General features: G+C 40.7%; 22 protein-coding genes. 5 read left to right on the top strand and 17 right to left on the bottom strand.

Translation table 11 applies throughout. The features are described from left to right. Window positions 1-9: 9 nt before the first annotated feature. On the top strand, window positions 10-1,746 hold the full coding sequence (gene glmS, locus D6774_04385) for a glutamine--fructose-6-phosphate transaminase (isomerizing) (GenBank protein RME77490.1): 1,737 nt from the start codon (window positions 10-12) through the stop codon (window positions 1,744-1,746). Between the two features lie 213 nt (window positions 1,747-1,959). Here the strand turns inward: glmS and D6774_04380 are convergent, their stop codons facing one another. Further along, entirely contained in the window at window positions 1,960-4,782 is a 2,823-nt protein-coding gene (locus D6774_04380) for a DUF3458 domain-containing protein (protein ID RME77492.1), read from the bottom strand. Between the two features lie 324 nt (window positions 4,783-5,106). Here D6774_04380 and D6774_04375 point away from each other — a divergent pair, with 324 nt between their 5' ends. Together D6774_04375 and D6774_04370 are read left to right on the top strand one after the other, a co-directional pair. Next, complete coding sequence (locus D6774_04375) at window positions 5,107-5,583, top strand: YeeE/YedE family protein (protein RME77489.1); 477 nt, start codon at window positions 5,107-5,109, stop codon at window positions 5,581-5,583. 47 nt (window positions 5,584-5,630) lie between these two features. Then, window positions 5,631-6,032 (top strand): YeeE/YedE family protein, encoded by a 402-nt coding sequence (locus D6774_04370; protein RME77491.1) that lies wholly within the window; start codon window positions 5,631-5,633, stop codon window positions 6,030-6,032. A 313-nt stretch (window positions 6,033-6,345) separates the two neighbouring features. Here the strand turns inward: D6774_04370 and D6774_04365 are convergent, their stop codons facing one another. The 10 genes from D6774_04365 to D6774_04320 form a co-directional block, all read right to left on the bottom strand. Then, complete coding sequence (locus D6774_04365; GenBank protein ID RME77488.1) at window positions 6,346-6,951, bottom strand: V-type ATP synthase subunit D; 606 nt, start codon at window positions 6,949-6,951, stop codon at window positions 6,346-6,348. 17 nt (window positions 6,952-6,968) lie between these two features. Further along, the gene (locus tag D6774_04360) at window positions 6,969-8,351 is read right to left on the bottom strand and encodes a V-type ATP synthase subunit B (protein ID RME77487.1); all 1,383 of its coding nucleotides are present in this window, start codon (window positions 8,349-8,351) and stop codon (window positions 6,969-6,971) included. Next, window positions 8,348-10,066, bottom strand: coding sequence for a V-type ATP synthase subunit A (locus tag D6774_04355; protein ID RME77486.1), 1,719 nt, complete (start codon window positions 10,064-10,066; stop codon window positions 8,348-8,350). Before D6774_04355 ends, D6774_04360 begins: the two co-directional genes overlap by 4 nt. A gap of 101 nt (window positions 10,067-10,167) precedes the next feature. Then, the gene (locus tag D6774_04350) at window positions 10,168-10,470 is read right to left on the bottom strand and encodes a hypothetical protein (protein RME77485.1); all 303 of its coding nucleotides are present in this window, start codon (window positions 10,468-10,470) and stop codon (window positions 10,168-10,170) included. Next, entirely contained in the window at window positions 10,467-11,507 is a 1,041-nt protein-coding gene (locus tag D6774_04345) for a hypothetical protein (protein ID RME77484.1), read from the bottom strand. Before D6774_04345 ends, D6774_04350 begins: the two co-directional genes overlap by 4 nt. Continuing rightward, entirely contained in the window at window positions 11,504-12,055 is a 552-nt protein-coding gene (locus tag D6774_04340) for a hypothetical protein (protein RME77483.1), read from the bottom strand. The genes D6774_04345 and D6774_04340 overlap by 4 nt, the downstream gene beginning before the upstream one ends. Further along, complete coding sequence (locus D6774_04335) at window positions 12,052-12,285, bottom strand: V-type ATP synthase subunit K (GenBank protein RME77482.1); 234 nt, start codon at window positions 12,283-12,285, stop codon at window positions 12,052-12,054. The genes D6774_04340 and D6774_04335 overlap by 4 nt, the downstream gene beginning before the upstream one ends. 185 nt (window positions 12,286-12,470) lie before the next feature. Next, entirely contained in the window at window positions 12,471-14,390 is a 1,920-nt protein-coding gene (locus D6774_04330) for a hypothetical protein (protein RME77481.1), read from the bottom strand. Then, window positions 14,387-14,686: a hypothetical protein gene (locus D6774_04325; protein RME77480.1), complete on the bottom strand. Its 300-nt coding sequence runs from the start codon at window positions 14,684-14,686 to the stop codon at window positions 14,387-14,389. The genes D6774_04330 and D6774_04325 overlap by 4 nt, the downstream gene beginning before the upstream one ends. A 235-nt stretch (window positions 14,687-14,921) precedes the next feature. Continuing rightward, on the bottom strand, window positions 14,922-16,634 hold the full coding sequence (locus D6774_04320) for an FAD-dependent thymidylate synthase (GenBank protein RME77479.1): 1,713 nt from the start codon (window positions 16,632-16,634) through the stop codon (window positions 14,922-14,924). A gap of 102 nt (window positions 16,635-16,736) precedes the next feature. Here D6774_04320 and D6774_04315 point away from each other — a divergent pair, with 102 nt between their 5' ends. Beyond that, window positions 16,737-17,105, top strand: coding sequence for a hypothetical protein (locus D6774_04315; protein RME77478.1), 369 nt, complete (start codon window positions 16,737-16,739; stop codon window positions 17,103-17,105). A gap of 9 nt (window positions 17,106-17,114) precedes the next feature. Next, on the top strand, window positions 17,115-17,897 hold the full coding sequence (lgt, locus tag D6774_04310) for a prolipoprotein diacylglyceryl transferase (protein RME77477.1): 783 nt from the start codon (window positions 17,115-17,117) through the stop codon (window positions 17,895-17,897). Here the strand turns inward: lgt and D6774_04305 are convergent. The 6 genes from D6774_04305 to D6774_04280 all read right to left on the bottom strand — a co-directional run. Continuing rightward, window positions 17,856-18,338: a small multidrug export protein gene (locus D6774_04305; GenBank protein ID RME77476.1), complete on the bottom strand. Its 483-nt coding sequence runs from the start codon at window positions 18,336-18,338 to the stop codon at window positions 17,856-17,858. The two genes, lgt and D6774_04305, sit on opposite strands and share 42 nt — an antisense overlap. After that, window positions 18,332-19,597 carry a CCA tRNA nucleotidyltransferase gene (gene cca, locus D6774_04300; GenBank protein RME77475.1) on the bottom strand — a complete coding sequence of 422 codons (1,266 nt, stop codon included), beginning with the start codon at window positions 19,595-19,597 and terminating at the stop codon, window positions 18,332-18,334. The genes D6774_04305 and cca overlap by 7 nt, the downstream gene beginning before the upstream one ends. 3 nt (window positions 19,598-19,600) lie before the next feature. Continuing rightward, the gene (locus D6774_04295; GenBank protein ID RME77474.1) at window positions 19,601-19,930 is read right to left on the bottom strand and encodes a hypothetical protein; all 330 of its coding nucleotides are present in this window, start codon (window positions 19,928-19,930) and stop codon (window positions 19,601-19,603) included. A gap of 15 nt (window positions 19,931-19,945) precedes the next feature. After that, the gene (locus D6774_04290) at window positions 19,946-20,449 is read right to left on the bottom strand and encodes a hypothetical protein (GenBank protein RME77473.1); all 504 of its coding nucleotides are present in this window, start codon (window positions 20,447-20,449) and stop codon (window positions 19,946-19,948) included. Next, entirely contained in the window at window positions 20,446-20,976 is a 531-nt protein-coding gene (locus D6774_04285; protein RME77472.1) for a hypothetical protein, read from the bottom strand. Before D6774_04285 ends, D6774_04290 begins: the two co-directional genes overlap by 4 nt. Then, on the bottom strand, window positions 20,973-21,415 hold a 443-nt coding region (locus D6774_04280; protein RME77471.1), incomplete at its 5' end, for a hypothetical protein. The genes D6774_04285 and D6774_04280, both read right to left, overlap by 4 nt.

Raw genomic sequence — 21,415 nt, 5'->3', positions numbered from 1 at the left:
CGAAACGGCGTGCCTTTGGTTCTTGAAGGGCTTAAGCGCCTTGAATACAGAGGGTATGACTCTGCGGGGATTGCAACACAACAACCCTTTGAAGTGTTACGCGCAGTGGGCAAAATTGCTCAGCTCGAGCCAAAAATCATAGGGAAACATTCAACAATTGTTATTGGTCACACGCGCTGGGCAACTCATGGAGAGCCAAGCGAGTTAAACGCTCACCCTCATAAAAGCGAGGATGGCTCGGTTGCTATTGTTCACAACGGTATTATTGAAAACCATGCAGATCTTAGAGCGGATCTCATAAAAAAAGGAGTTACATTCAAGAGTGAAACAGACTCAGAAATCATAGCGCACCTCATAGCTTATTTCTACAAAGGAGATTTTGAAGAAGCGTTTCGCAAGATGCTCTCAAAAATAACTGGTGCGTATGGTATTGTAGCAATGCACAAAGATCACGAAGAATTACTCGTTGCTAAAAAAGGATCTCCGCTGGTTATTGGTGTGGGGGATAAGGAATATTTTATTGGATCTGATGCCTCCCCTTTTCTTGATCATACAAAAGATGCCATTTATCTTGATGAGCGTCAAATGGGTGTGCTTACTAAGACGGGTTATGAAATAAAAGATTTTGACGGATTTAACCTTGATGTTGAAATTGAAACCATTCCTTTTGGCATTGAAGCAATTCAAAAGCATGGCTTTGACCATTTCATGCTCAAAGAGATTTTTGAACAGCCAGAAACCGTTGCAAACGCGTTTAGAGGGAAGGTTAAAAACATTGATGGTATTTCTTTAACTCTTCCAAGTAATCTTCGACGGGTTTTACTTCTCGCGTGTGGTACAAGTTGGCACGCAGCACTTATTGGAAAATACATTTTAGAACGCTCTTCACGTATTGAAGCACAAGCAGAACATGCTTCAGAATTTAGATATCGTAGCCCCGTTCTTCACAATGATGACTTGGTAATTGCGCTCTCTCAAAGCGGAGAGACGGCAGATACTCTTGAAGCTTTGCGCCTTGCAAAAGAGGCAGGAGCAACAATTGCGGGGATTGTGAACGCAACGGGATCAACCATTGCAAAATTTGCAGGTCAAGGAATGTACTTACACGCAGGGCCTGAAATTGGCGTTGCATCGACAAAAGCATTTACTTCGCAAGTGGTAGCACTTAATTTGCTTAACTTATACCTTAACAGAAATGCTACGTACCGGCAGGAAATCATCAACTATCTGAAGAGAATTCCTGAACAAATCCAGTTCATTCTGGATGATGCAAAGGTGATTGAGAACATTGCAAAAGAATACGCTCATGCTTCTGACTTTTTGTTTCTCGGACGGGATATTCACTATCCTGTTGCTCTTGAAGGCGCACTTAAACTTAAAGAAATCTCCTATATTCATGCTGAAGGTTATCCTGCAGCGGAGATGAAGCATGGACCTATAGCACTTATTGATGAGAGTATGCCTTGTGTGTTTATCGTAACGGAGGACAACCTTGCGCAGAAAACTCTTTCTAACATGCAAGAAGTGAAATCAAGAAAAGGGAAAATTATCTGTGTTTGTGATTTTGAACATCCTGAAATTTCTAACCTTGCAGATCACGTCATCAAAGTACCTAAAACCACGTGGGAACTCTCACCTCTGCTTACCAACATCCCCCTGCAATTACTCTCCTATTACATTGCAAGGGAGAGGGGTTGTGAGATTGATAAGCCTCGTAATTTGGCTAAGAGTGTGACTGTTGAGTAGTTGGGGGTGTTTTTGTTGTTGGTTGGTTTTGTTGTTTTTTTCTGTCCGTAGGCAGATTGGTAAGTTTTGTAATTTGGCTAAGAGTGTGACTGTTGAGTAGTTGGGGGTGTTTTTGTTGTTGGTTGGTTTTGTTGTTTTTTTTCTGTCCGTAGGCAGATTGGTAAGTTTTGTAATTTGGCTAAGGGTGTGACTGTTGAGTAGGGTTGGTTGTAGCTAAGACGCTGCTGGTGTGTTGCTCTTTTGATGCTCTTCCCATTTTTTGAGCGCCTTTTTCTGCGCTTTTAAGATTCTTTTTGCACCGTTGAGCACCATGGGTTGTTCATCAGTCATCTCAGAAATAACGTCTTGGAGAAGTTGTATGAGTGGAACCCAGTGTTCTTCATCAAGCTTGTCAATATTTTGTAGAATTTTGAGCAAGTGCATGGTGTTATATTGATTAATTTTTCCTAGTTGCAGGATTTTTTCTCGTAGGAATGCACGACCTTCTTCAGTGAGCAGGGATTTTTTGCGGTTCATAGCAAAAGAGAGGTACAATCCACGTTGATCATTGGATTGGTTAATGTCAAATTCAGGAAGACTTTCAACGTATCTGATGATGTCAAGGTAGTCTGGAGCATCACTTGATCCCACGACGTGTAAGAAGGTCTCCCAACGAACAAGGTTCTTTTTTGCTTTGTTTTCTTCTTCTTTAAGCACTTCTTTGCGATCAGGCGCGGAAGAATTCAGGTAGAGCTTAAATGCGACAACTCTGTTGGTGGCGTTGTCTGATGCGAGTTGTTTTTTGATTAATTCATGGATTTTAGGCGTGTCAAGTTTTGCAAGGATGCTTAAACAAATATTTTGGAGTTGTCTGTTTTTAATGGCTGCTGCTTCTCGTTCCAAGTAGCTTCCTCTGGGTGTGAATGAAAGACAGGTTTCATATATTGAGAGAAGTTCCTGTTCGTATTTTTGAGCAATAGCGGTGAGTATTTTTTTCTTCGTATCATAGAGGTCTTGGTACTTGTAGGCATAGGTTTCGTCTTCAACTCCTTCAAAGAGGGCGAGGAATTGTGCGCCCGCACGATCTATGAGTTCTTTGTTAGTGAGTAGTGAGCAGTAGAGATCAACAAAATCCTCGCTCACCTGTGCGTTCTTATCTTTGAGCAGTCTGGTTTTTTCACGATCGCAAATCTCGTACCAGGCTAGCCATTTTGCAATAATGTCGTCATCATGTTTTAGCTGTAATGAGAGTTCTTCGTCGCTGATATCTGCATCAATCTTTCCAAAAAAAGAAAACCCTCTGTGTAAAGAGAGGAACCCGGGTTCAGGACATTCATAAGTGTAGGTTGCTTCTTTGCTTTGCACCCATTGTGTTTTCTCAAAAACTTTATTGCCCTTCTTATCAAAAACTGCCCAGACAAAGGGGAAGCTCCACTCTCCTTGTTCTTGCACTTGTTTAATAGTAAGGGTAATTTTTCCATTATTCCACTTCCAAGAAACGTTAACAAGGGGAAAATGTACTTGTTTAAGCCATTGTTTTGCCATGGTTTGCAAGGACAACCCGCTTTTTTCTTCCATTGCTTTAACCCACTCAATTGATTTCGCATTTGCATGTTTAAAGCGGGTGTGGTAAAGGTCAAGACCTTTGACAAAAGTTTTATCACCCATTAATGTCTGTATCATTCGTACAAATTCGGGTGCTTTGACGTAGGTGATCCCTGTGATCATATCGTCTGGGTTGTTGAATCCTTCTGGCTCTATAGGCATAGATGCAGGGCCTGCATCCATTGCAAGAGTTCCAGATGTTGGCTCCATGATGTGTTGAACCTGAGAGAGTCTTGAATAGTCTTCTCCAAAGTTAAATGCGTGATTTTCTTTTTCAACGTGAACAGTAACTGCTTCGTTAAGCCAGATATCAAAGGGACTCCAACCAGTTACTTCTGAGCCATTAAGATTGTGATAAAATTCATGTGCTTTGACTTGGGTCATGTATTCAAAACCATTATCCGTGGTTTCCTCGTAGGGCATAATTCTATTAGCAGTAATGGTGGTGTTGCCCACATTTTCCATTCCTCCAAAATTGGAGTTTTGCATTGCAATTTCACGATACACTTTTCCTGTGTATTGGTAGCCCCAGTATTTCCCCTGTGCGAGTTGCTTCATTTCTTCTCTGATGTGTGAAACATCTTCTCCTTTTTTCTTGAGTTCTTCACGTTTTTTTAGCAACTCCCACAATTTCAAAGCGGTTTCACGGTTTTCATGTTTATCTCTGCCTGTGAACAAGTAAACCCACTCAATAGCATCATGCAAGATATCAAGGGCGTAACCTGCACGAACAGGATCAGATCCCACAGGTGCAAGAAGTTCTAAGGTGAAGGTTTTTCCATCAGGGTATTCAAGTTCTCTTCTAAAATTATCCCAGGTCCCCACCCCGAGAAAGAAGAGATACGTTGCCATTGGGGTGAGTGTATTATCATACTTGACTTCAACACGTCCATTTCCAAGATCTTTTGGACCTTCAATTTGATCTCCGTTTGATATGACGTTGGTGTATTCTTTTCTTGCAGTGATGGTGGTAAGATACGTGCATTTAGTGGTCATCTCGTCAATAGTTGGGACGAGTCTTCTAAAACCCCATTGCTGACACTGTGTGATCATTTGTGGAGGGGCCCCTTTGGGAGTTACATCGTAATAGAGCCCTTCAAGAATGTTGTGCGTGGGAATAATAATGTTTTTGATAGTGATGGTGAGTGCATCACCTTTTTTTACTGGTTTTGAGAAGGTAATAATAACTTTATCGTTCTTCTTGTCTTGCTTCCAGGTAATTTCTTGCTCATCACATTCTACGTCTTGAACGTCTACATCATCCGCGTCTAAATTGAGCGTGTCAAAGTCTTCAAGGGCTTGCATTTTTTGCGTGGACAGCGCATGGGTCTTGTCGGCATAGATGTCAAAACGAAGATCCATGTGGAGAATCTTAACAGGTGGATCGTCAAAATCTTCAGGGTAAAATTTGAACTCACGCTCTTTTCTCTGCCGGACGTCTTTTTGTGTCATGATATTGCGTGCTTTAAGGATAGTTATAAATCTTGCTATGCTCTTGTTCTTGCCTTTTTGTTCTTGTTTGTTGTTCCTGTTTTTTTGTCTTGTTTTTCTGTCTTTGTTTCCCCTGTGTTTTTTTATTACAAGAAATTTTTTGAAGATGCTCATACTGCTCCTTGTGTCGTAGGGTGAATTTCGACAAGTGGGGATAAGGGCAATCCCAGAAAGCAAGTGAAGAACATATTGTTGCACCTGTTTGATAGACAGGACCTATTCGTATCTATGTGTTCCTGAACTGATACAAAAATTAATAAAGAGAATGAGCGAGGTTTTTGATTCATGATAGACGTATCATCACTTTTTCCTCTAGGTGTTGCACACTATCTTCTTGGAGGATTTCTTATTGGCGTTGGCATTAGTCTTATTTATTTAAAAACAGGGATTATCGCAGGTGCAAGCACGTTTTTTACCAGCACGCTTTCCTATATTTCAAACTGTTCTTTCTTACAGCAAAAAAAGTATTTAGAATCAAGAAATTGGCGTTTACTTTTTGCACTAAGCATTGTTCTTGGAGCAGGGCTGTACTCAATAACGCATAACACGTCATTTATCACAGCTCTTTCTTGGAAACGCTTGCTCCTTGCAGGAGTTTTAGTGGGGTTTGGCACGAGAATGAGTGGTGGGTGTACGTCAGGTCATGGAATTTGCGGACTTGCAAGCCTTTCAAAGGAGAGTCTCATTAACGTTGCAGTGTTCTTTATCGTAGCAATTATTGTTGCTCACCTCACAGCAGGACTTACAGGGGTGGTGGGATGATGCGTAAACGTTTAACATCCAAGCAGAATTTGATGTCCGTTAAGAAAATCCTATGGGTTGTCGTGGGTGGTTTATTTTTTGGTTATGGTCTTGCAATTTCAGGAATGGCAAAACCAGAAGTCGTTCTTAGTTTTCTTCTTTTCAAAGACTTTGGCTTGCTTCTCGTCATGGCAAGTGCGGTTATAGTAACGTTACTTGCCTATCAAGTAATTCCCAGACTGCTAGGAAAACAGCTTGGCTGTGCTGTTGCAAAAAGACAAGCAGAAGCCTCAAAAGAACAGCTCATGGGAGCCGTTATTTTTGGAGTTGGTTGGGGTTTAAGCGGGATGTGCCCTGGAGCTGCAATTGCATCAATAGGCTTGGGAAACATACCGATTCTTTTTGGCATTGTAGGCATGTTCATTGGGGCATATCTTCATGCATGCATCTTTTCAAAGTACAAAAAATAAGCTCTTACAAAAAATAACTTTTACAAGTCTTTTAACCAGAGAAGGTAAAAAATAACAAACCCTGCGATCATAAGCCAAAAGGCAGCAACGTTTGCTAAAATAAACCAGACAGGTTTAGGGATGCTTCGTAAACGTTGTAGGATTGCTCTTTGTTTTTCAGAACTTTTCTTGTTGTTCATCTGTCTTTGTTTTTCCAAGGGATAGATCGTACAACTTCCTAACTCTTTTTGAGCGATTACTAATGTGAAATACCATAAATGGCAAGATTGCCTATGTGCGTAAGTCTGTGTAGATATGGCTAATTTCTGTGAGTTTAGGAAGATTGTAGTTTGTTTTTGATTACTTTAAGACGCATAAATCCTTCCCTTTCTTGTTCTTCAAGTGCAAAACGAATATCCTTTTGCTCTTGCTCAAGATTTGGGATTTGTATGTGTTCAAGAGCGTTTACTCTTCTTTTGACTTTTTTGATTTCATCCGCAAGGGCAAGAAGAGTGGTTTCAAGGCTTGCAAGTTTTATGAGATCTTCAAAAACGTGTTGAAACATCTTCGCAGCTTCTGCGAGTTGAGGGCTGTTCTGATATGATGCCTCAACTCCTTCTTTTTTCTTAACGGTGATGTTAGGAATTCTAACACCCATAATGTTTTGTTCTTCAAAAGAGATGTCAAAGTAGGAAGGCATCGCGTAAGAAACAGCCCTTGCGGAAAAAATACCTGTATATGCGATATCTAAGGAGAGCGACTTGTAAGCAGTTCTTGTTTTTATAACAATGTCTTTCTTAAACGATTTGTACTCTTGAACCAACGTGAAGAACTTGTTGATAAGAACATCTTGTTTTTTCTTAAGCAGACTATGGCCCCTCTTAGCAAGAGCTGTCTTATGTTTTACTTCAAGTAAATCGCTTCTCGTCTTACTTCCCATCGTGTTTTGATTGTATTTTAATTCGTATCGCTGATTTCTTGAGTTGTTCTTTCCTTGTAGTATTTGCTAAGGAGTTCTGCGGATATTTTCTTAAGTTCGCTTTTTGGGAACTTGCTAAGCAGCTCCCACCCAAGATCAAGTGTTTGCTCAATGCTTCTATTCGTTTCAAACCCTTGATTAACGAATTCTTTTTCAAATGCTTCTGCAAATTCAAGGTAGGTTACTTCTCTTTGTGTAAGTGCGCCCTTGCCAATAACTGCTACGAGCTCTCTAATTTCTCTGCCTGTTGCATAACAGCTATAAATCTGATCTGCAACAGCATTCGCATCTTCTCGGATTTGCCCTTTTCCAACTTTAAGACGGGAAAGAGACCCTAAAATGTTAATGGGGGGATTAATGTTTGTTTTAGCAAGAGATCTATCAATAATGATTTGCCCTTCAGTAATATACCCCGTCAGATCCGGAACAGGGTGTGTTTTATCATCTCCTGGCATGGTAAGGATGGGAAGTTGTGTGAGCGAGCCCTTTGACCCTTCAATTTTCCCTGCACGTTCGTAGAGCATTGCTAAATCTGTGTACATGTATCCGGGGTATCCTCGTCTTCCTGGAACTTCACTTCTTGCAGCACTAATTTCACGTAATGCTTCACAGTAATTGGTAATGTCCGTGAGAATTACCAACACATGCATGTTTTTCTCAAATGCGAGGTATTCTGCAGTTGTAAGTGCTACGCGAGGAGTCATAATCCGCTCAACACTAGGGTCTGACGCGAGGTTGAGGAATAAAACAGTGTTTTTAAGCGCGCCAGTTTGTTCAAATTCTCGTTTAAAAAAATCAGCTTCGCTTTGAGAAATTCCCATTGCAGCAAAAACAACTGCGAACTCTGATCCATCAAGAACTGTTGCTTGGCGAGCAATTTGCGCTGCTAATTTATTATGGGGCATCCCGGAGAGGGAGAAAATTGGCAGTTTTTGACCTCTAACAAGAGGGATCATGCAATCGATTGTTGAAACTCCTGTCTGAATGAACTCGAAGGGGTTTAGTCGAGACGCTGGGTTTATGGGAGATCCGTTAATGTCTAATTCTTTTTCAGAAAATGCGCGAAGTCCATCAAGAGGTCTGCCCATACCATCAAAAATCCGTCCCAGCATTTTTTTTGAGACTCCAATGGTTGCGGTTTTTCCGCTAAACTTGACCTTGACATTTGTTGATGAGAGTCCTGTTGTTCCTTCAAAGACTTGTACAACTGCTTTATCTTCGTGAACTTCAAGGACTTGACCGTTAAGTACACTGCCATCTTGAAGGGTAATTTGAGCAAGCTCTTTAGAAGCAATATTCTTTACACCCTCGATAACTGCAAGAGGGCCTTTAACAGTGTTAATGGTTTTGTATACTTTCATTTGAGCGCCTCCGAAATCTCTTCATAAAGTTGTCTTACTTTTGAGATGTCCTCGTATTTCATTCGTCCGATTTTTTCAACGATATCCATTTGTTCAATTTCTTGAATACTTTTTTTGCCTTGTGCTATGGTTAGCTTTCCTTCTTCAAAAAAAGCTGCGATGTTTTTCATCATTTCATACTGTTTCTTAGGATCACAGTACATATCTACTTCATTGAATGCGTTTTGTTGTAAGATATCTTCGCGGATAAGTCTTGTTGTGAGCAAGATAAATTGTTCTTGTTCAGGAAGACTATCTTTTCCAACAAGTTGTGCAATTTCAAGAAGGGATGACTCTTGTTGTAAGAGGGACATGAGAAGCTTACGATAGTCACTCCACTTTTCTCCGATATGCGTATCATACCATTTGTCAGTTTCATCTGTGTACAAAGAGTATGATTGAAGCCAATTTATTGCCCAATAATGTCTTTTTGCAGCAAGTTTGGCATCAAGTGCCCAGAAAACTTTTGCAATTTTTAGAGTGTTTTGAGTAACAGGCTCTGAAAAATCACCTCCTGCAGGACTTACTGCACCAATAACAGTTATGGATCCTTGTTTTTCATTGAGTGTTTTTACTTTTCCTGCTCTTTCATAGAATTGAGCTAGTTTTGTTGCAAGGTACGCAGGGTATCCTTCTTCTCCTGGCATTTCTTCGAGTCGGCCGGAAATTTCTCTCATTGCCTCAGCCCAGCGAGATGTAGAGTCTGCCATAAGTGCCACATCATAGCCCATATCTCGGTAGTATTCCGCAATAGTCATTCCTGTGTAGATGGAAGCCTCTCTTGCAGCAACGGGCATGTTGGAAGTGTTTGCAACAAGAACTGTCCTATCCATGAGTGGTTTACCTGTTTTTGGATCTTGGAGATGGGGGAATTCTCGAAGTACTTCAGTCATTTCATTTCCTCGCTCCCCACAACCAATGTAGACGATAATTTGTGCGTCACACCATTTTGCAATTGCTTGCTGAGTTACTGTCTTTCCTGAACCAAAGGGTCCTGGAATTGCACATTGGCCTCCTTTTGCTGAGGGGAAGAAGATATCATAAATGCGTTGTCCTGTAATGAGCGGTTCACTAAGCTCTTCTTTATGTAAATACGGCCTAGGACGTTTTACTGGCCAGTATTGGAGCATTTGAACAGGGGTTTTTCCTATGACTGCAATATCTTGTGTGATTGTTTTTTTACCACTTTCAATGCTCGTAATTTTTCCACTCACTCCTGGTGGAACCATTATTTTGTGTGTGATGATGCTTGTTTCTTGAACTTCTCCAAGTATATCTCCTGGTTTAACTTCATCGCCTTTTTTCGCTACTGCTTTAAAATCCCATTTCTTTTTGGTATCGAGTGCCTCAACGTTTATTCCTCGGGTGATGAAGGTTCCTGATTGTTCTTTTATGGATTCAAGAGGTCTTTGAACACCGTCAAAAACGCTTGTGAGTAGACCTGGAGCAAGAGCAACACTAAGAGGTTTTTGTGTGTTTACAACGGGTTCGCCCGGCTTCAAACCATCTGTTTCTTCATAAACTTGAATGGTTGCTGTATCGCCTACGATTTCAATTATTTCAGCAAGTAATCCTTCGTTACCTACAAGTACGACATCGTTGATTTTCGCATCAGTGAGTCCTGTTGCTTGAATAACCGGACCAGATATCTTTGTGATCTTTGCTTTTGATTTCATAGTTGCTCTCCTTTGTTCTCTTTGTATTGTTTTTAATTGGTTTATTGTTTTTTGATGCACCTTAGTGCAGGACTGTGATTTGTGTTCTTCCAATTCTTTGTTTATTTTTTATTTTCTTGTACTGTTATTCCCAGGGTGTCTTTTACGAGTTCATCAATATCCTCGTCGAATTCTTCATATCTGTCAGGAATTTTGATGAACACTTTGTCACTAAATTCTCTTGGGATGTCTTTTTTTATTTTTTCATAAAAAAATTGATCGATGAGGATGAGGTTGTGCTGTGCTTCTCTTATGCTTTGTAGTATCTCTTCTTTTTTTGCAGTTCGTCTTAGTTCAAAAATATCCTTGATACCGCAAAGTCCAAAACCAATGATTGTTGTTGATGCTCCGATAAGTGAGATCATATGAGTGCCCTCGCAATTTCTTGTTGATCAAATCGTGCATGTTTTAATTTGAGCAAAATACGAATGTTTTTGAGTTCAATATTGCGCAAAATATAGTATGCAATAATGGGTTTGATAGATAAGGGTTCTTCTTTGAGCAGTCTTTGTGCAAACCTTTTTTGTTTACGTTCAAGCGCTTGCAGTAGTTCGGTTTGACTCTTCACATCTTTGAGAACATCTGCAAAGGCTGTGTTCTCACAAGCTTGTATAACTTCTTGTATGTTTTTAGCTTCTTTGAGCTGATTTTTTTGTGTTTGACTAAGTGTTCCTCCTTCAATAAATGAGGGTTGAGAGAAACACAGCGTTTTCTTTATGTTGTGTGCATCTATCATAAGGGCAACATAGGCTCTTAAAACAGGGTCAATTCGAGACTCTCGTCTTAATTTTTTGTAATATTGAATACTTAATGCGTGTTCAAGACCGTGAAGATTTCCGTTGCGTATTTCTTCAAGATGTGCGTTGATAATTTTTGCATACGGTGTGTGTTGAAGAATCGAAAGAGTTTCTTCAAGAGTTGCAGATTCAATTGCGGAGGGATCTTTGAAATACTGAGTCTGCAAAAGGATTTCTTTGATTTTGTGTCTTTGATAGCTAGGAGATGTTTTTGAGCGTAGTGTTGAGAGGATGTTTTCGATTTCAAGACGCGAGGCTAGCGCTGAGAAGAATTTTTTATATTTTCGTGGAACATGTTGTGAGACTGCATGAAGGTCCTTGTATTGTGCTTTGCGAAGAAGATTTTGAACTTTTTCTTCCCTAAAATTTGATTCAATAAGGCTAAGGATTTGGTGATATCCTTTTTTTTCAAGATGGTAGAGAATATCTTTATATCCTAGATGAGTCCATTCCACAAGCTCAGCATCACTAAGCATTTTGCTTTTTGCCGAGCGAACTCTTGCAGCAGGGTACGCAAAAGGAAGAACTTGCATTGCAGTTGCAACAGCAGAGCCTGCAACAATGAGTATGATTGCAGATCCTCCAACAATAAGAAGTTCAATCATGAAAACAGCTCCTCCTCAACTGTTTTGAAAATCTTTGCTTCGTTTTGTGTAAGAAGATCTTCAAAACTAATGCTTACCTCTGATTGTTCGTTGAGAATTCCAACAATTTCCCAAGTGTCAAGAGTTGAGGACACTTTGCAAGGAAGTGCTGCCTTTAATTTGATTTTTCGAGGAATCCTTAATTCTTTTATTTCAGGCTCTTCTTGTAGGAGTTGCCTTGCAAATTTCTCCACAACTTCTGGTTTGTTTAGCTCTTCACGTACACATTCAAGAACTTGGTCGACCACGCGCTCCTGAGCTGCAAGTTCTGCTTTTTTCGCGTGTAAAGTAAAACTGCTCTCTTTTTGTTTGGTGAGCAAGTCCTCTTTTTGCGCGTAGAGCTTATCAAGTTCTCTAAGCTTGCGTTCAACATCCTGCTTGTGCCGTGCTAGTAACTTCTTTTTTTCCTGTTCAAAGGAGTTTCGAAGTTCTTGAACTTCCTTTTGAGCCTGTTCTAGCACGTATTCGATGATGTCTTTTTTTGATTTTTTACTCTGTGGTGTGTTCATGATACTGCGTATACAAACATCAAGAGAATTGCGATGACGAATCCGTAGATTGCTTGAGTCTCAGGTAGTGCTGAGAAAACCATCATTTTTCCAAGAAGTTTTTCATTCTCTGCGGTAGCACCTGCACCAGCTGCTGATGCAATTCCTTGACCAATTCCAGATCCAAGAGCAGCAAGTCCTATTGCAAGTCCTGCCCCGATCGCGATGAGTCCTGTTGTTTCTAAAGCCATGGTTTTACCTCCGTACGCTTTGCGCGTCCCTTTTTTGCTTTTTTTACCTTGTTTTTAGTTTATGTTGTTTTGATAATTAAACAAATCGCACAATAAGTGATTGTGGTCTTGTTTAATGGTGTTTGAGCATGATTTTTTTGGTGTTTCTTTTTGATTTTTTGTGCTTGTGGATTTCTTAGCGTGTCTTATAGTGTGTCTTTTGTTTTCTTTGTTGTGTATGGAGTAAATGGCGTTCCGCCCCCTTCATAAAACTGGGAGAAGAACTCAATGTAGTGAAGTCTTACTGAGTGAATGCTTGATCCTAAAACATTCATTGCAAAATTGAATAAATGTCCGAAGATGAGCAGGAGGATGAACAAAATTGGGCCGAGAAGAGCTATGTGGTTGAGTTGTTCTGCCATGATGTTAATACCTAGAGCAATACCTCCTGTTGCAAGACTAAGTGCAAGAAGCCTTGCATAGGAGAACCACGTTCCAATAAAACCTGTAATGTCCATAAGTCCCATAATACCAGTATTTGCAATGAAAAGGATTCCGCTCATAAGCAAGGCAAGAATGCCAAGAGCGGTACTTTCAAGGAAGAGCAATGCTACTCCCAATTCAAGAAAGACAATGGAAAGATTTCCTGTGATGATTGCGCGGTAATCTTTTTTTTCTAGGTTTGAAAGTATGCTGAGCAAAATACCTACATTAAGGTGCAATAGTCCAAGTACAAGCGCTGTGATGAGAACCGTTTTAGCATTTTTGAAGGGATCAAAAAGTAACGGGGAGAATCCGAAAAGGTTTCCGAAAAAAGATCCGAAAAAAATGCCAAAGAGAATTGTTGAAAGTGAACAGATGAGCAATACAAAGCCTGAATCGTAAACAATTTTTTTTCGAGGTGTTGCTTTTACAAGAAGGAGTAGTGAGACAAATAACAAAAGAATGCCGTATCCAACATCTGAAAACATGAATCCAAAAAAGAGTGGAAGAAATATGCTCACAAATATTGTCGGATCAATACCTCTGTAGGGCGGGTATCCGAACATCTTGGTTATGAATTCAAAGTGTTGAGTATAGCGATTGTTTTTAAGTTTGCTAGGGCCTGTCTTTGCAGGTCTTGAGATGATACTTACTGTTGCGACCTTGTGAAGTTTTTCAATTTGTTTTAACTCTCTCTCACTTACATATCCCTCAAGAACAAAGGTGTGTTTTGTTCGGTGTAGTTGGTTTGAAGCTTCGTAACGTTCGTGAAACACTGTTAATTCATAGAAGAGTTGATCAATGTGGTCTGCGTGTTTTTCCGCCTGGCGTTGTAAGTCTTCAATAAGTTCTTGTTCTTCTTCACACAACTCTTTGATGTGTTTTTCTATGATTCGTATTTGTGTTGCATTATCCTTTTCTGTAAGAGGGTCAAGAGTTACTATATGATGACCTGCAACTTTGAGTTTTTTGAGCACTTGTGTTTCGTATTCAAGAGGAACAGCAAGAATTGCATGAGTGGGAGTTTCTTTAAGTGAATGAGGAATTGTTCGCACAATATCCTTTAACGCTTTTTGAAGGTGTTTCTCCTTAGAACGTGTTGCGGTATGTTTTGAAGTTTTTCTATTCTTCTTGGTTGTTGGTGATGATTCTTCACTTTTTACAGTGTTTTTCTTGCTTATGAGTAAGATAGCATTTTTGGAAGTGTGTCTGGGAAAGAAGTCCCCTCTTTCAAGTTTAAAGGGGATCTTTGAGAGTAACTCTTTTTGTTCCTTTGCACGAGTGATTTTAGAGGTAACTTCTTCAAGGCGTGTTGAGAGTTGTTCGATACGTTCTCTAAGCTCGTTTTTGACTAATTTTGCTTCTTTGAGAACAAGTTGAAGTTCTCTGTTGGTAAATGAATGTTCTTTTTCCTTTTTTGAAAAGGGTTGGAGCTTTTCTTTAAGCCATTTAAGTTCTAAGAGGGTTGAGCTTATCTGCTCATTTAGTTCAATAGTTTGATCTCTTTTGAGCAGATCTTTGTAGTTGCTTTTATCTGCGCTGTGCAGGTGAAGAATTCCTTTTTCATGAAGAAAATCAAGTATTGTGGTTTTGTCTTTTTGAAGGCCGATAATCTCCACAAATGCGAGTTTTTCAGTTTTCATAAGAGCTCAACTATTTTTTTGGCAGTTTTCCTAATGCTGTCTTTTGAAATACGAGAATATGCCTGTAATCTTTTTTTCAGCTCTTCCTCTTCTTTTGAATACTTCTTTTCTAAAGATTGGGATACTGTTTTGAAGTGAGCTTCTTTCTTCTTAATATACTGGGCAATTGTTTGTTCATACTCCTCGCTAAGTTTCGCGCGTATTTTTTCGATTTGCTCAGCGTAGCGCTTTTTTGCACGCTCAATATCGCGTTCTGCTTTGTTCTCTGCCTCAATGATTTCTTGAATAAGCTTCATTTAACCTGCCGTCTTAATCCTTCGTTTTTAAAGTTATCCCTCTTCAGCAGCATTTCAAAAAAAAGGGTTTACTTGATTGTTTGTCTTGTTGGAAAGACACTGCAATAAAGATTGCGTTCTACTAAAACAAGGGGTCAGTGTCCTTTACAAAGAGGTGTTCCATAAGAAAACTGTTGTTGGAGCGAATATACAAAGAGTATTCAATCTTTCAGCATGCTTGCAAGTTTGAGGGTGTCTAAAATTTTCTTTGTTTCATGATGTTCTCAATTGCAAGGTCAGGGTGTTTAAGGTTTCCTGAAGAGTCTTGTTCAAGTCCTTTCCACACACGAACTCCGCAAAAAAGGTCGCCTTCGGGACAAGGGGGTTTTACTTGTGCTTTTGTGCGCAGGTAGCAGGGAGGACCAAAAATTCCTTTAAGTTCGGGGTGCACTCTTTCAATTTCTTGGCGCTGAGCAATTGTGAGCCTCCCAATTTCTTCTTGTGCGTTAAGACACTCTCTTTTTTCGTCTTTTTGTTTGAAATTAAGAAGATCAACACTTTCTCTGAATCGTAAGGCAACACCGTTTGGAAGAAGGTAGTTTGCAAGTTCAGCGCGCACTCCCATCTCAAGAAGTTGATTTCTTGCATTCCATGTGTGGTGCATAGTTTCCTCGTAAAATTTAATCGCTTGAGGCCCTGATGCTTGAACAAGGGAGGGTGTGATGAAATCAGGTGTGTTAAGAATAACTTGTTCAAATAAGGGTCTTGCACCAGGTGTCATGCGTTGACGTTGTTCTTGTGCATCTGCTGTTGCACTGATTTTCATCATAAAGGTGAAATGAGGAATGATCTGCGCTCGTGCAAGTTTTTGCATATGGTCAAGAGTAAGCACGTCACCTCTATGGGTGTTATGTGCGGGATCGAATAAATACTCCAGGATGGTAGAATCATTAAGAGCATAAGAGGGGACTCCGAGCATGTCACGAACTGCTAAGAGCATCTCAGGAATTGCGTTTGTTTTGTAACTAGTTAGCTTGGTTACTCTTCCTTCTAACTGTTCGTCAAATTCTTGCGCCCACTGTCTTGTGAGCTGAGGATCTTTGCCTTCACTAAATACTTTTACAAGAAGCTTATGTTCAAGAAGCTCTTCTTCTGGAAGGGGATCTTCAAAAAGCTGAGCAATTCCGGGATCTCTTTCTTTGACCAATCGCACCATTTCTCCAATGATGTGTCTTGCTTCTGTTGGGGTATCTGGTTGGTTGCTTAGGCGATAATACCTTGCAAGAGTGATTGCGTTGATAGAATGGTACAGGTGCGCGGTGGTGTTAAGACCGATAACGTAACGCGCTGCTTCCTGCGTCTTCTTTTTTATTTTGGCAAGGTTTTGCTTATGTTTTGATCTGCGAGAAGGAAATCGACTGTAATACTCTTCGCACGCTGCCTCAAGAAGAAGTTCATCTCGCAGACGTTCATACGCATAGAATTGCTGTTTTACGCACTGAATAAAGATGTTTCTTGCTTTTCTTGGGAGGCGAGGAATAAGCGTATTCTCAATGCTCATTTTTTTGTAGCGCTGGCTTACTTGTTCTGAGTTGTAAAAGGGGTGTGCGTGTAAATGACTCCAAATGAATTGTCGTGAAACGCCATCAAGTCCGAAGACGTAATTGCGATGCATGTAAGGAGTGTGGTGGCGCGCTTTGTATGTGTCTTGTGCGATTTTCCTTGCTCGTTCAAGATTCTCCCGAACTGCAAGAGGTGAAACGAGACTTCCACTATAACAAGAACGAGCAGCGCCAAGCGCAACATCAAAACCAATATCTGTTGATAACCTCTCAAGAGTTGTTTGAATTTCTTGTGCTTGCAGGGGCTTTTGTTCTAACTCGCGTTGCAGGCGTGAGAGAAGCACGCTGATATCATCAAAGAGTTCAACGCGAGGAGGTGTTCCGCAAAAGTGGTCAGACCAGGACATCAGGGAAAAAGAAGGTATTGTTCTATTTAATCATTGTGCAATCACTAAGCAAGTACTAAACGAGTGCAAACGTTTATATATTCTTGACCCTGTTTTGAGTATATGAAAACACTTAGTTACGTTGCTCCAAGCCTGTTCTTATTCTATGCGATTTATTTCTACACAACGCCATTAAATGCAGTACTTATCGTTGCAGGATTCTTACTGCCTCTTGCAAGCAAGATCTACAAGACGTATTGGTTTCACAACATTTTGCCAATCACCGCGCTTGCAATATGCTCCTTGATCTATTCCTCATTATGGTATTTTACCGTTGGCTATGTGTTACAAGTTCTCCTTGCAATTTTTGAGAGGGGAGTTCCTCTCTTCAAACCCTTCACTTCTCTAAACATTCATTATAAGGTGAAAAATCTTGAACGCAACGTACTCATAGGGAGCATCATCGGCATTATTTTAATGTTTTTCCAATAGTGGTTTATCATGTACATTCATAATCTTAACCCCGTTGCGCTGGATCTTGGATTTGCACAGATTTACTGGTACGGCATTGTCTACGTTGTGGGATACTTACTCACGTATTGGGTGCTTTTCAAACGTCGTGCAGAACTCGGGCTTTCGCGAAAACAAGTAGATGATTTAGTTTTCTCCTTTCTTGTTGGCATGCTTATCGGAGCGCGTATCTTTCATTTTCTGTTCAACAATCCTGCAGTGTTTATCAAAGACCCTCTTGAATTGCTACGCATATGGCATGGAGGTATGAGTTTCTTCGGAGCGCTCACGGGAATATCCATTGCTGCTGCGATCATGCTTAAACGTTGGAAACTTTCGTTCTACAAGATAGCAGATATTGTCGTGCTTCCTGTTACTGCAACACTCGTGTTGGGACGTCTTGCAAATTTTGTAAATGGTGAGTTATGGGGGAGAGTAACTGATGTGTCTTGGTGTGTTGTATTTCCGAGTGTTTCTGGTTGTAGGCATCCATATCAACTCTACGCCGCGGGATCACATTTACTCTTACTGGGAATTTTATGGTATGGGCATAAGCATCAGAAAAACTTGAGGGAGGGAACGTTGTGGTTCACCTTTCTTATAGGGTACGCATCGCTGAGATTTATTACGGATTTCTTCAGAGAAGATCCGATGTTCTTGTTCTTAACCAATTGGCAGTGGTTAAGTCTTGTCGCGGTAGTTGTAGCACTCTTGTGGAAATCACACCATGATTCACAACGTTTTAATCGCCCAGCTAAACACTCCCATTCCTGAAAGGGTAATTGCGGTTACGGCTGTTGCTGCAATGAGCACACCACAAACAACAGCTACAAAGAATTCTTTATAGGTCATCCCTAAGACGTGTGCTGCGATTGCACCGCTATACACGCCAGATCCTGGAAGAGGAACGCCGATGAAAAGAGCAAGACCAAGAGGACCGTACTTATGAACGTAAGGTGCTGCCTTTCTCTGTGTGCGCTCAACCACGCGGTGATAAAACCGCTCAAAAGGTTTGATAATACAGAGCATCCTTATGACTTTTTCAAGTGTGATGTACAGTGCAGGTCCCAAACCTATGTTGATGAGAACAGCAACAAGAAAAACAAGCCACCATGGAAGGCCTCCTTGTAAAATACCATAGGGAATTGATGCGCGAAGTTCTAAGAAGGGAAGAAGTGTGAGTGCAATGACTACTGCAAGAGGTAGCATTAACATAGTTTTATCCTCTTAGCTTTGCTTTTCAAGAGGTCATCTGTCTTAATGAGGTGGGAGATGAGTTTTTTAGGATCCGTAAATGCTCTTTTGACGTAAGTGCAGATCCTTCCATTTTCTTCAAATGTTTGTTTATGTTTTTTCTTAAAGTTCGCAACACGTTCAGTTTCTTCAAGAGGGGGCCCACACCGCTTAGAAACAGGTTCAAGATTTTTTGCAGGAAAGACAAAGAATGCTTTTGCAGGCTCTCCTTCTTTCCAATTCCAGCCATAATTAAGAATTTCAAAATCGTGAAATTTGAGTTGGTTGCGTAATATTTTGATTGCTTTCATAATCTTTGCACCAACAACGTCCGTTTTCCCTTCAAGCGGTTCAATCTCAAGACACACTACTTTTTTGGTCTTATACTTCTTCTTTATTTTTTCAAGATCAAAGGGTTTGATAATAAAGGCAGACTTTGTTGGTTTTTTGAGAAATTTTGCAGCAGCTTCTCTAAACATCTCATATTTTTCTTTGGTAAGTGCTGCTGCAGCATTGCGATCTGCAAGAATGGGGTCAACAACAATAATAGGAGAGTCTGTTTTTGATTTATTAAAATCTTCAAGCGTAAGATTTCTCTTAAGAGGGTCTATGATTTCTTTATCTTTCCATTTTTGTGATGCTTTAAGGAGGTTTTCAAATCCTTTGTAGGTAATGACAAGGATGTCGAGAACGTGTCCTGAAAAACCACCAATATAACTCTCAGCGCCATACACTCTTGCGGCTTTGCAGAATTGTTTTGCAAGACGAATATCTCCTGCGTAACGTTTGTGCTTTTGCACCCATGCGACGTGCAGGGGGGACATATCAGTTACGTTTTTCGCCTTTGCGGGGTCATCAACTTTAAGCACGGGAACAATTTCAACATTCACGTCTTGTTTGAGGTGGAAATAATCTCTACTTCCATGCACGCGTTCAATTGCAAGAGGTGAGAGCGCTTGTTCAAGAAGTTCTGAGATATCTTTGTCTTTGTAGCGTTCATAATCAAAACGAACAAAAATATCTATGTCGTGATCTCCTTTGAGATTAGTTCCTTTTGCAAGAGATCCACCAAGCATCACTTCTGCTTGAATCTGCGCATCATCAATAAGTTTTTGAATCTCTTTTACCAATTTCTGTGCTCGTTTGACTTGCTCTTTATCTGGTTCGAGCTTGGGAAGAATTTCCTTTTTAAGATCCATTAGAATCTCTTTAAGAACAGGGGATTTAAAAGACTTTGGCATTTTTTAGCGCTGTAACAGCAGGTTTCGCAAATGTCTGGCTGTGATTGTGTAAGAAGTGCTGTCCAAGGATTGTTTGATACTTCTGTCAAGCAGTGTTATGGCAGGTTGTTGCAGTGCCTGTTCAAGAAGCAGGTCTGCTGCATCAACAAGGTATCGCGAAATGGTCTCTCCCTCTTTAGTTGAAAGTCCTGAAGGAACATGCAGATCGCTCAAGACATAATCAGGATGATTTTCTTTCATCTCTTTGAGCGCGGAGTCAAGCGTGGTTGTTAGGCGTGCTTGAGGAACTTCCTTGCGCGCTACTTGTTGTTGGGGGGGGAGTGTCTTCCACAATAAGGAGGTTATGCATTAGCGCACCTTTTTACTGATAGCGGCACTTGGCACTTGCTGTGCGTAGTGGATGAATGTTGTTGTAAAATCATCGATAGATACATCATAAGGCATCCGCATATTCACATCAAGACAATGTTCTTTATCACTGAGCAAGATGGTATGGATGGGCCAATGCTCTTTTGCGATATCAATTAGTGATTCTATATTGGCAGGTTCTTTCTCATATCTGCTCACGCGAAGAGGATCTGAAATGATGAGATAGGTTGGAGTTACTCCTTTGTCAACCAGATCATCAACTAGTGTCTGATAATCTTCTGCACTTCTTGCAGCAAACGCTTGGAGTGCGCTGATTTCTCTTAATTGAGTCATCGCGTGTACGAATTCTCTTCTCTGATCTGCTACGATGAAACACTTCCAGTAAATATTATTCTGCTCATCAAGAGGGTGAAGTCCGACTCCGAGCTTGCCTGCAAGCGAGAGGTCTCTCCAGGTTTTTTCGCCTGCGCTGATCTTGCTCATGAGAACACCTCCTGAAGGTAGGGTGTGGTGAGTACGGGTTGTTGCAAGTGCTTGTTGAGATCGTTGAGTCCTTTGAGAAGGTCGTCAAGATTTCTTTCTTGTAGTGCAAGCATTGTTGGAGTGTGGGTGAGCATACGCTTCACAGCCTCCACTGATTTTGGTATGTCAAGAGCGTAGCCTGTCTCTTCAGGGTAGTCTCCTGAGTAGCCGCTTGCTTTACCGTAGAAGATGCTGAATCGTGCGATGACTCTTCTCGATCCTCTCAGTTCATGAACAACCCTTTCTACAGCGCTTGTGGATCCGCTGATGTATAGGGGTGCTTTGGCGTTAAGGAAGATATCAGAGTTTCGAGCGTCGATAAGTTCTATGGTAAGGTCGGGTCCATTGAGTTCTCGAACGCCTGCGAAGTTATTCGGATCATAACCAAATTTTTCTTTCTGGATTTGTACATAGTGTTCATCATACCGTTCAGACATGTCTTCCATAAGGTAGGGTGAAGCTATCACCACTGGTATTGTTCGTGTCATGAGTAGGTCCTCCTCGAGTGGTTGTGTGTTGTTGTGTTTTTTGCATATCGGTCTAGTATGTGTGTAAGTCCTTCTGTTGCTTCTTGTGTACTTAACTTGCTTGGTAGACGCTCATCTGGTTGTGCAGCTCCTCGTAGAGCACTTGCAGTAAGGGAGGACGTGCCGATAATAAGCGTGCAAGGGTGTTGTTCTTTAATGCTCGGTATGAGTGAATAACCAATATTTTCTGGATATTCGCCCAGTGTTTCAAGTGGTAGGCGGTGATCGAGCAAGATGATGTCATATTGTTTTTCGCAAAGTGTTTGCCTTGCTTCAACGTAGGTCTTTGCAAGATCGCAGGTATGTTCTGAAAAGTGGTTGGGAGCAACTGCATGCACTGCTTCTTCAAGTACTTCAAAGCATTGGTCTTCTACAATGAGTATGTTGAGTGATTTTTGTG

The sequence above is a fragment of the Candidatus Woesearchaeota archaeon genome (assembly GCA_003695435.1).
Lineage (GTDB): Archaea > Nanobdellota > Nanobdellia > Woesearchaeales > UBA11576 > J101.
This window is presented reverse-complemented; position numbering and strand designations above follow the sequence as displayed.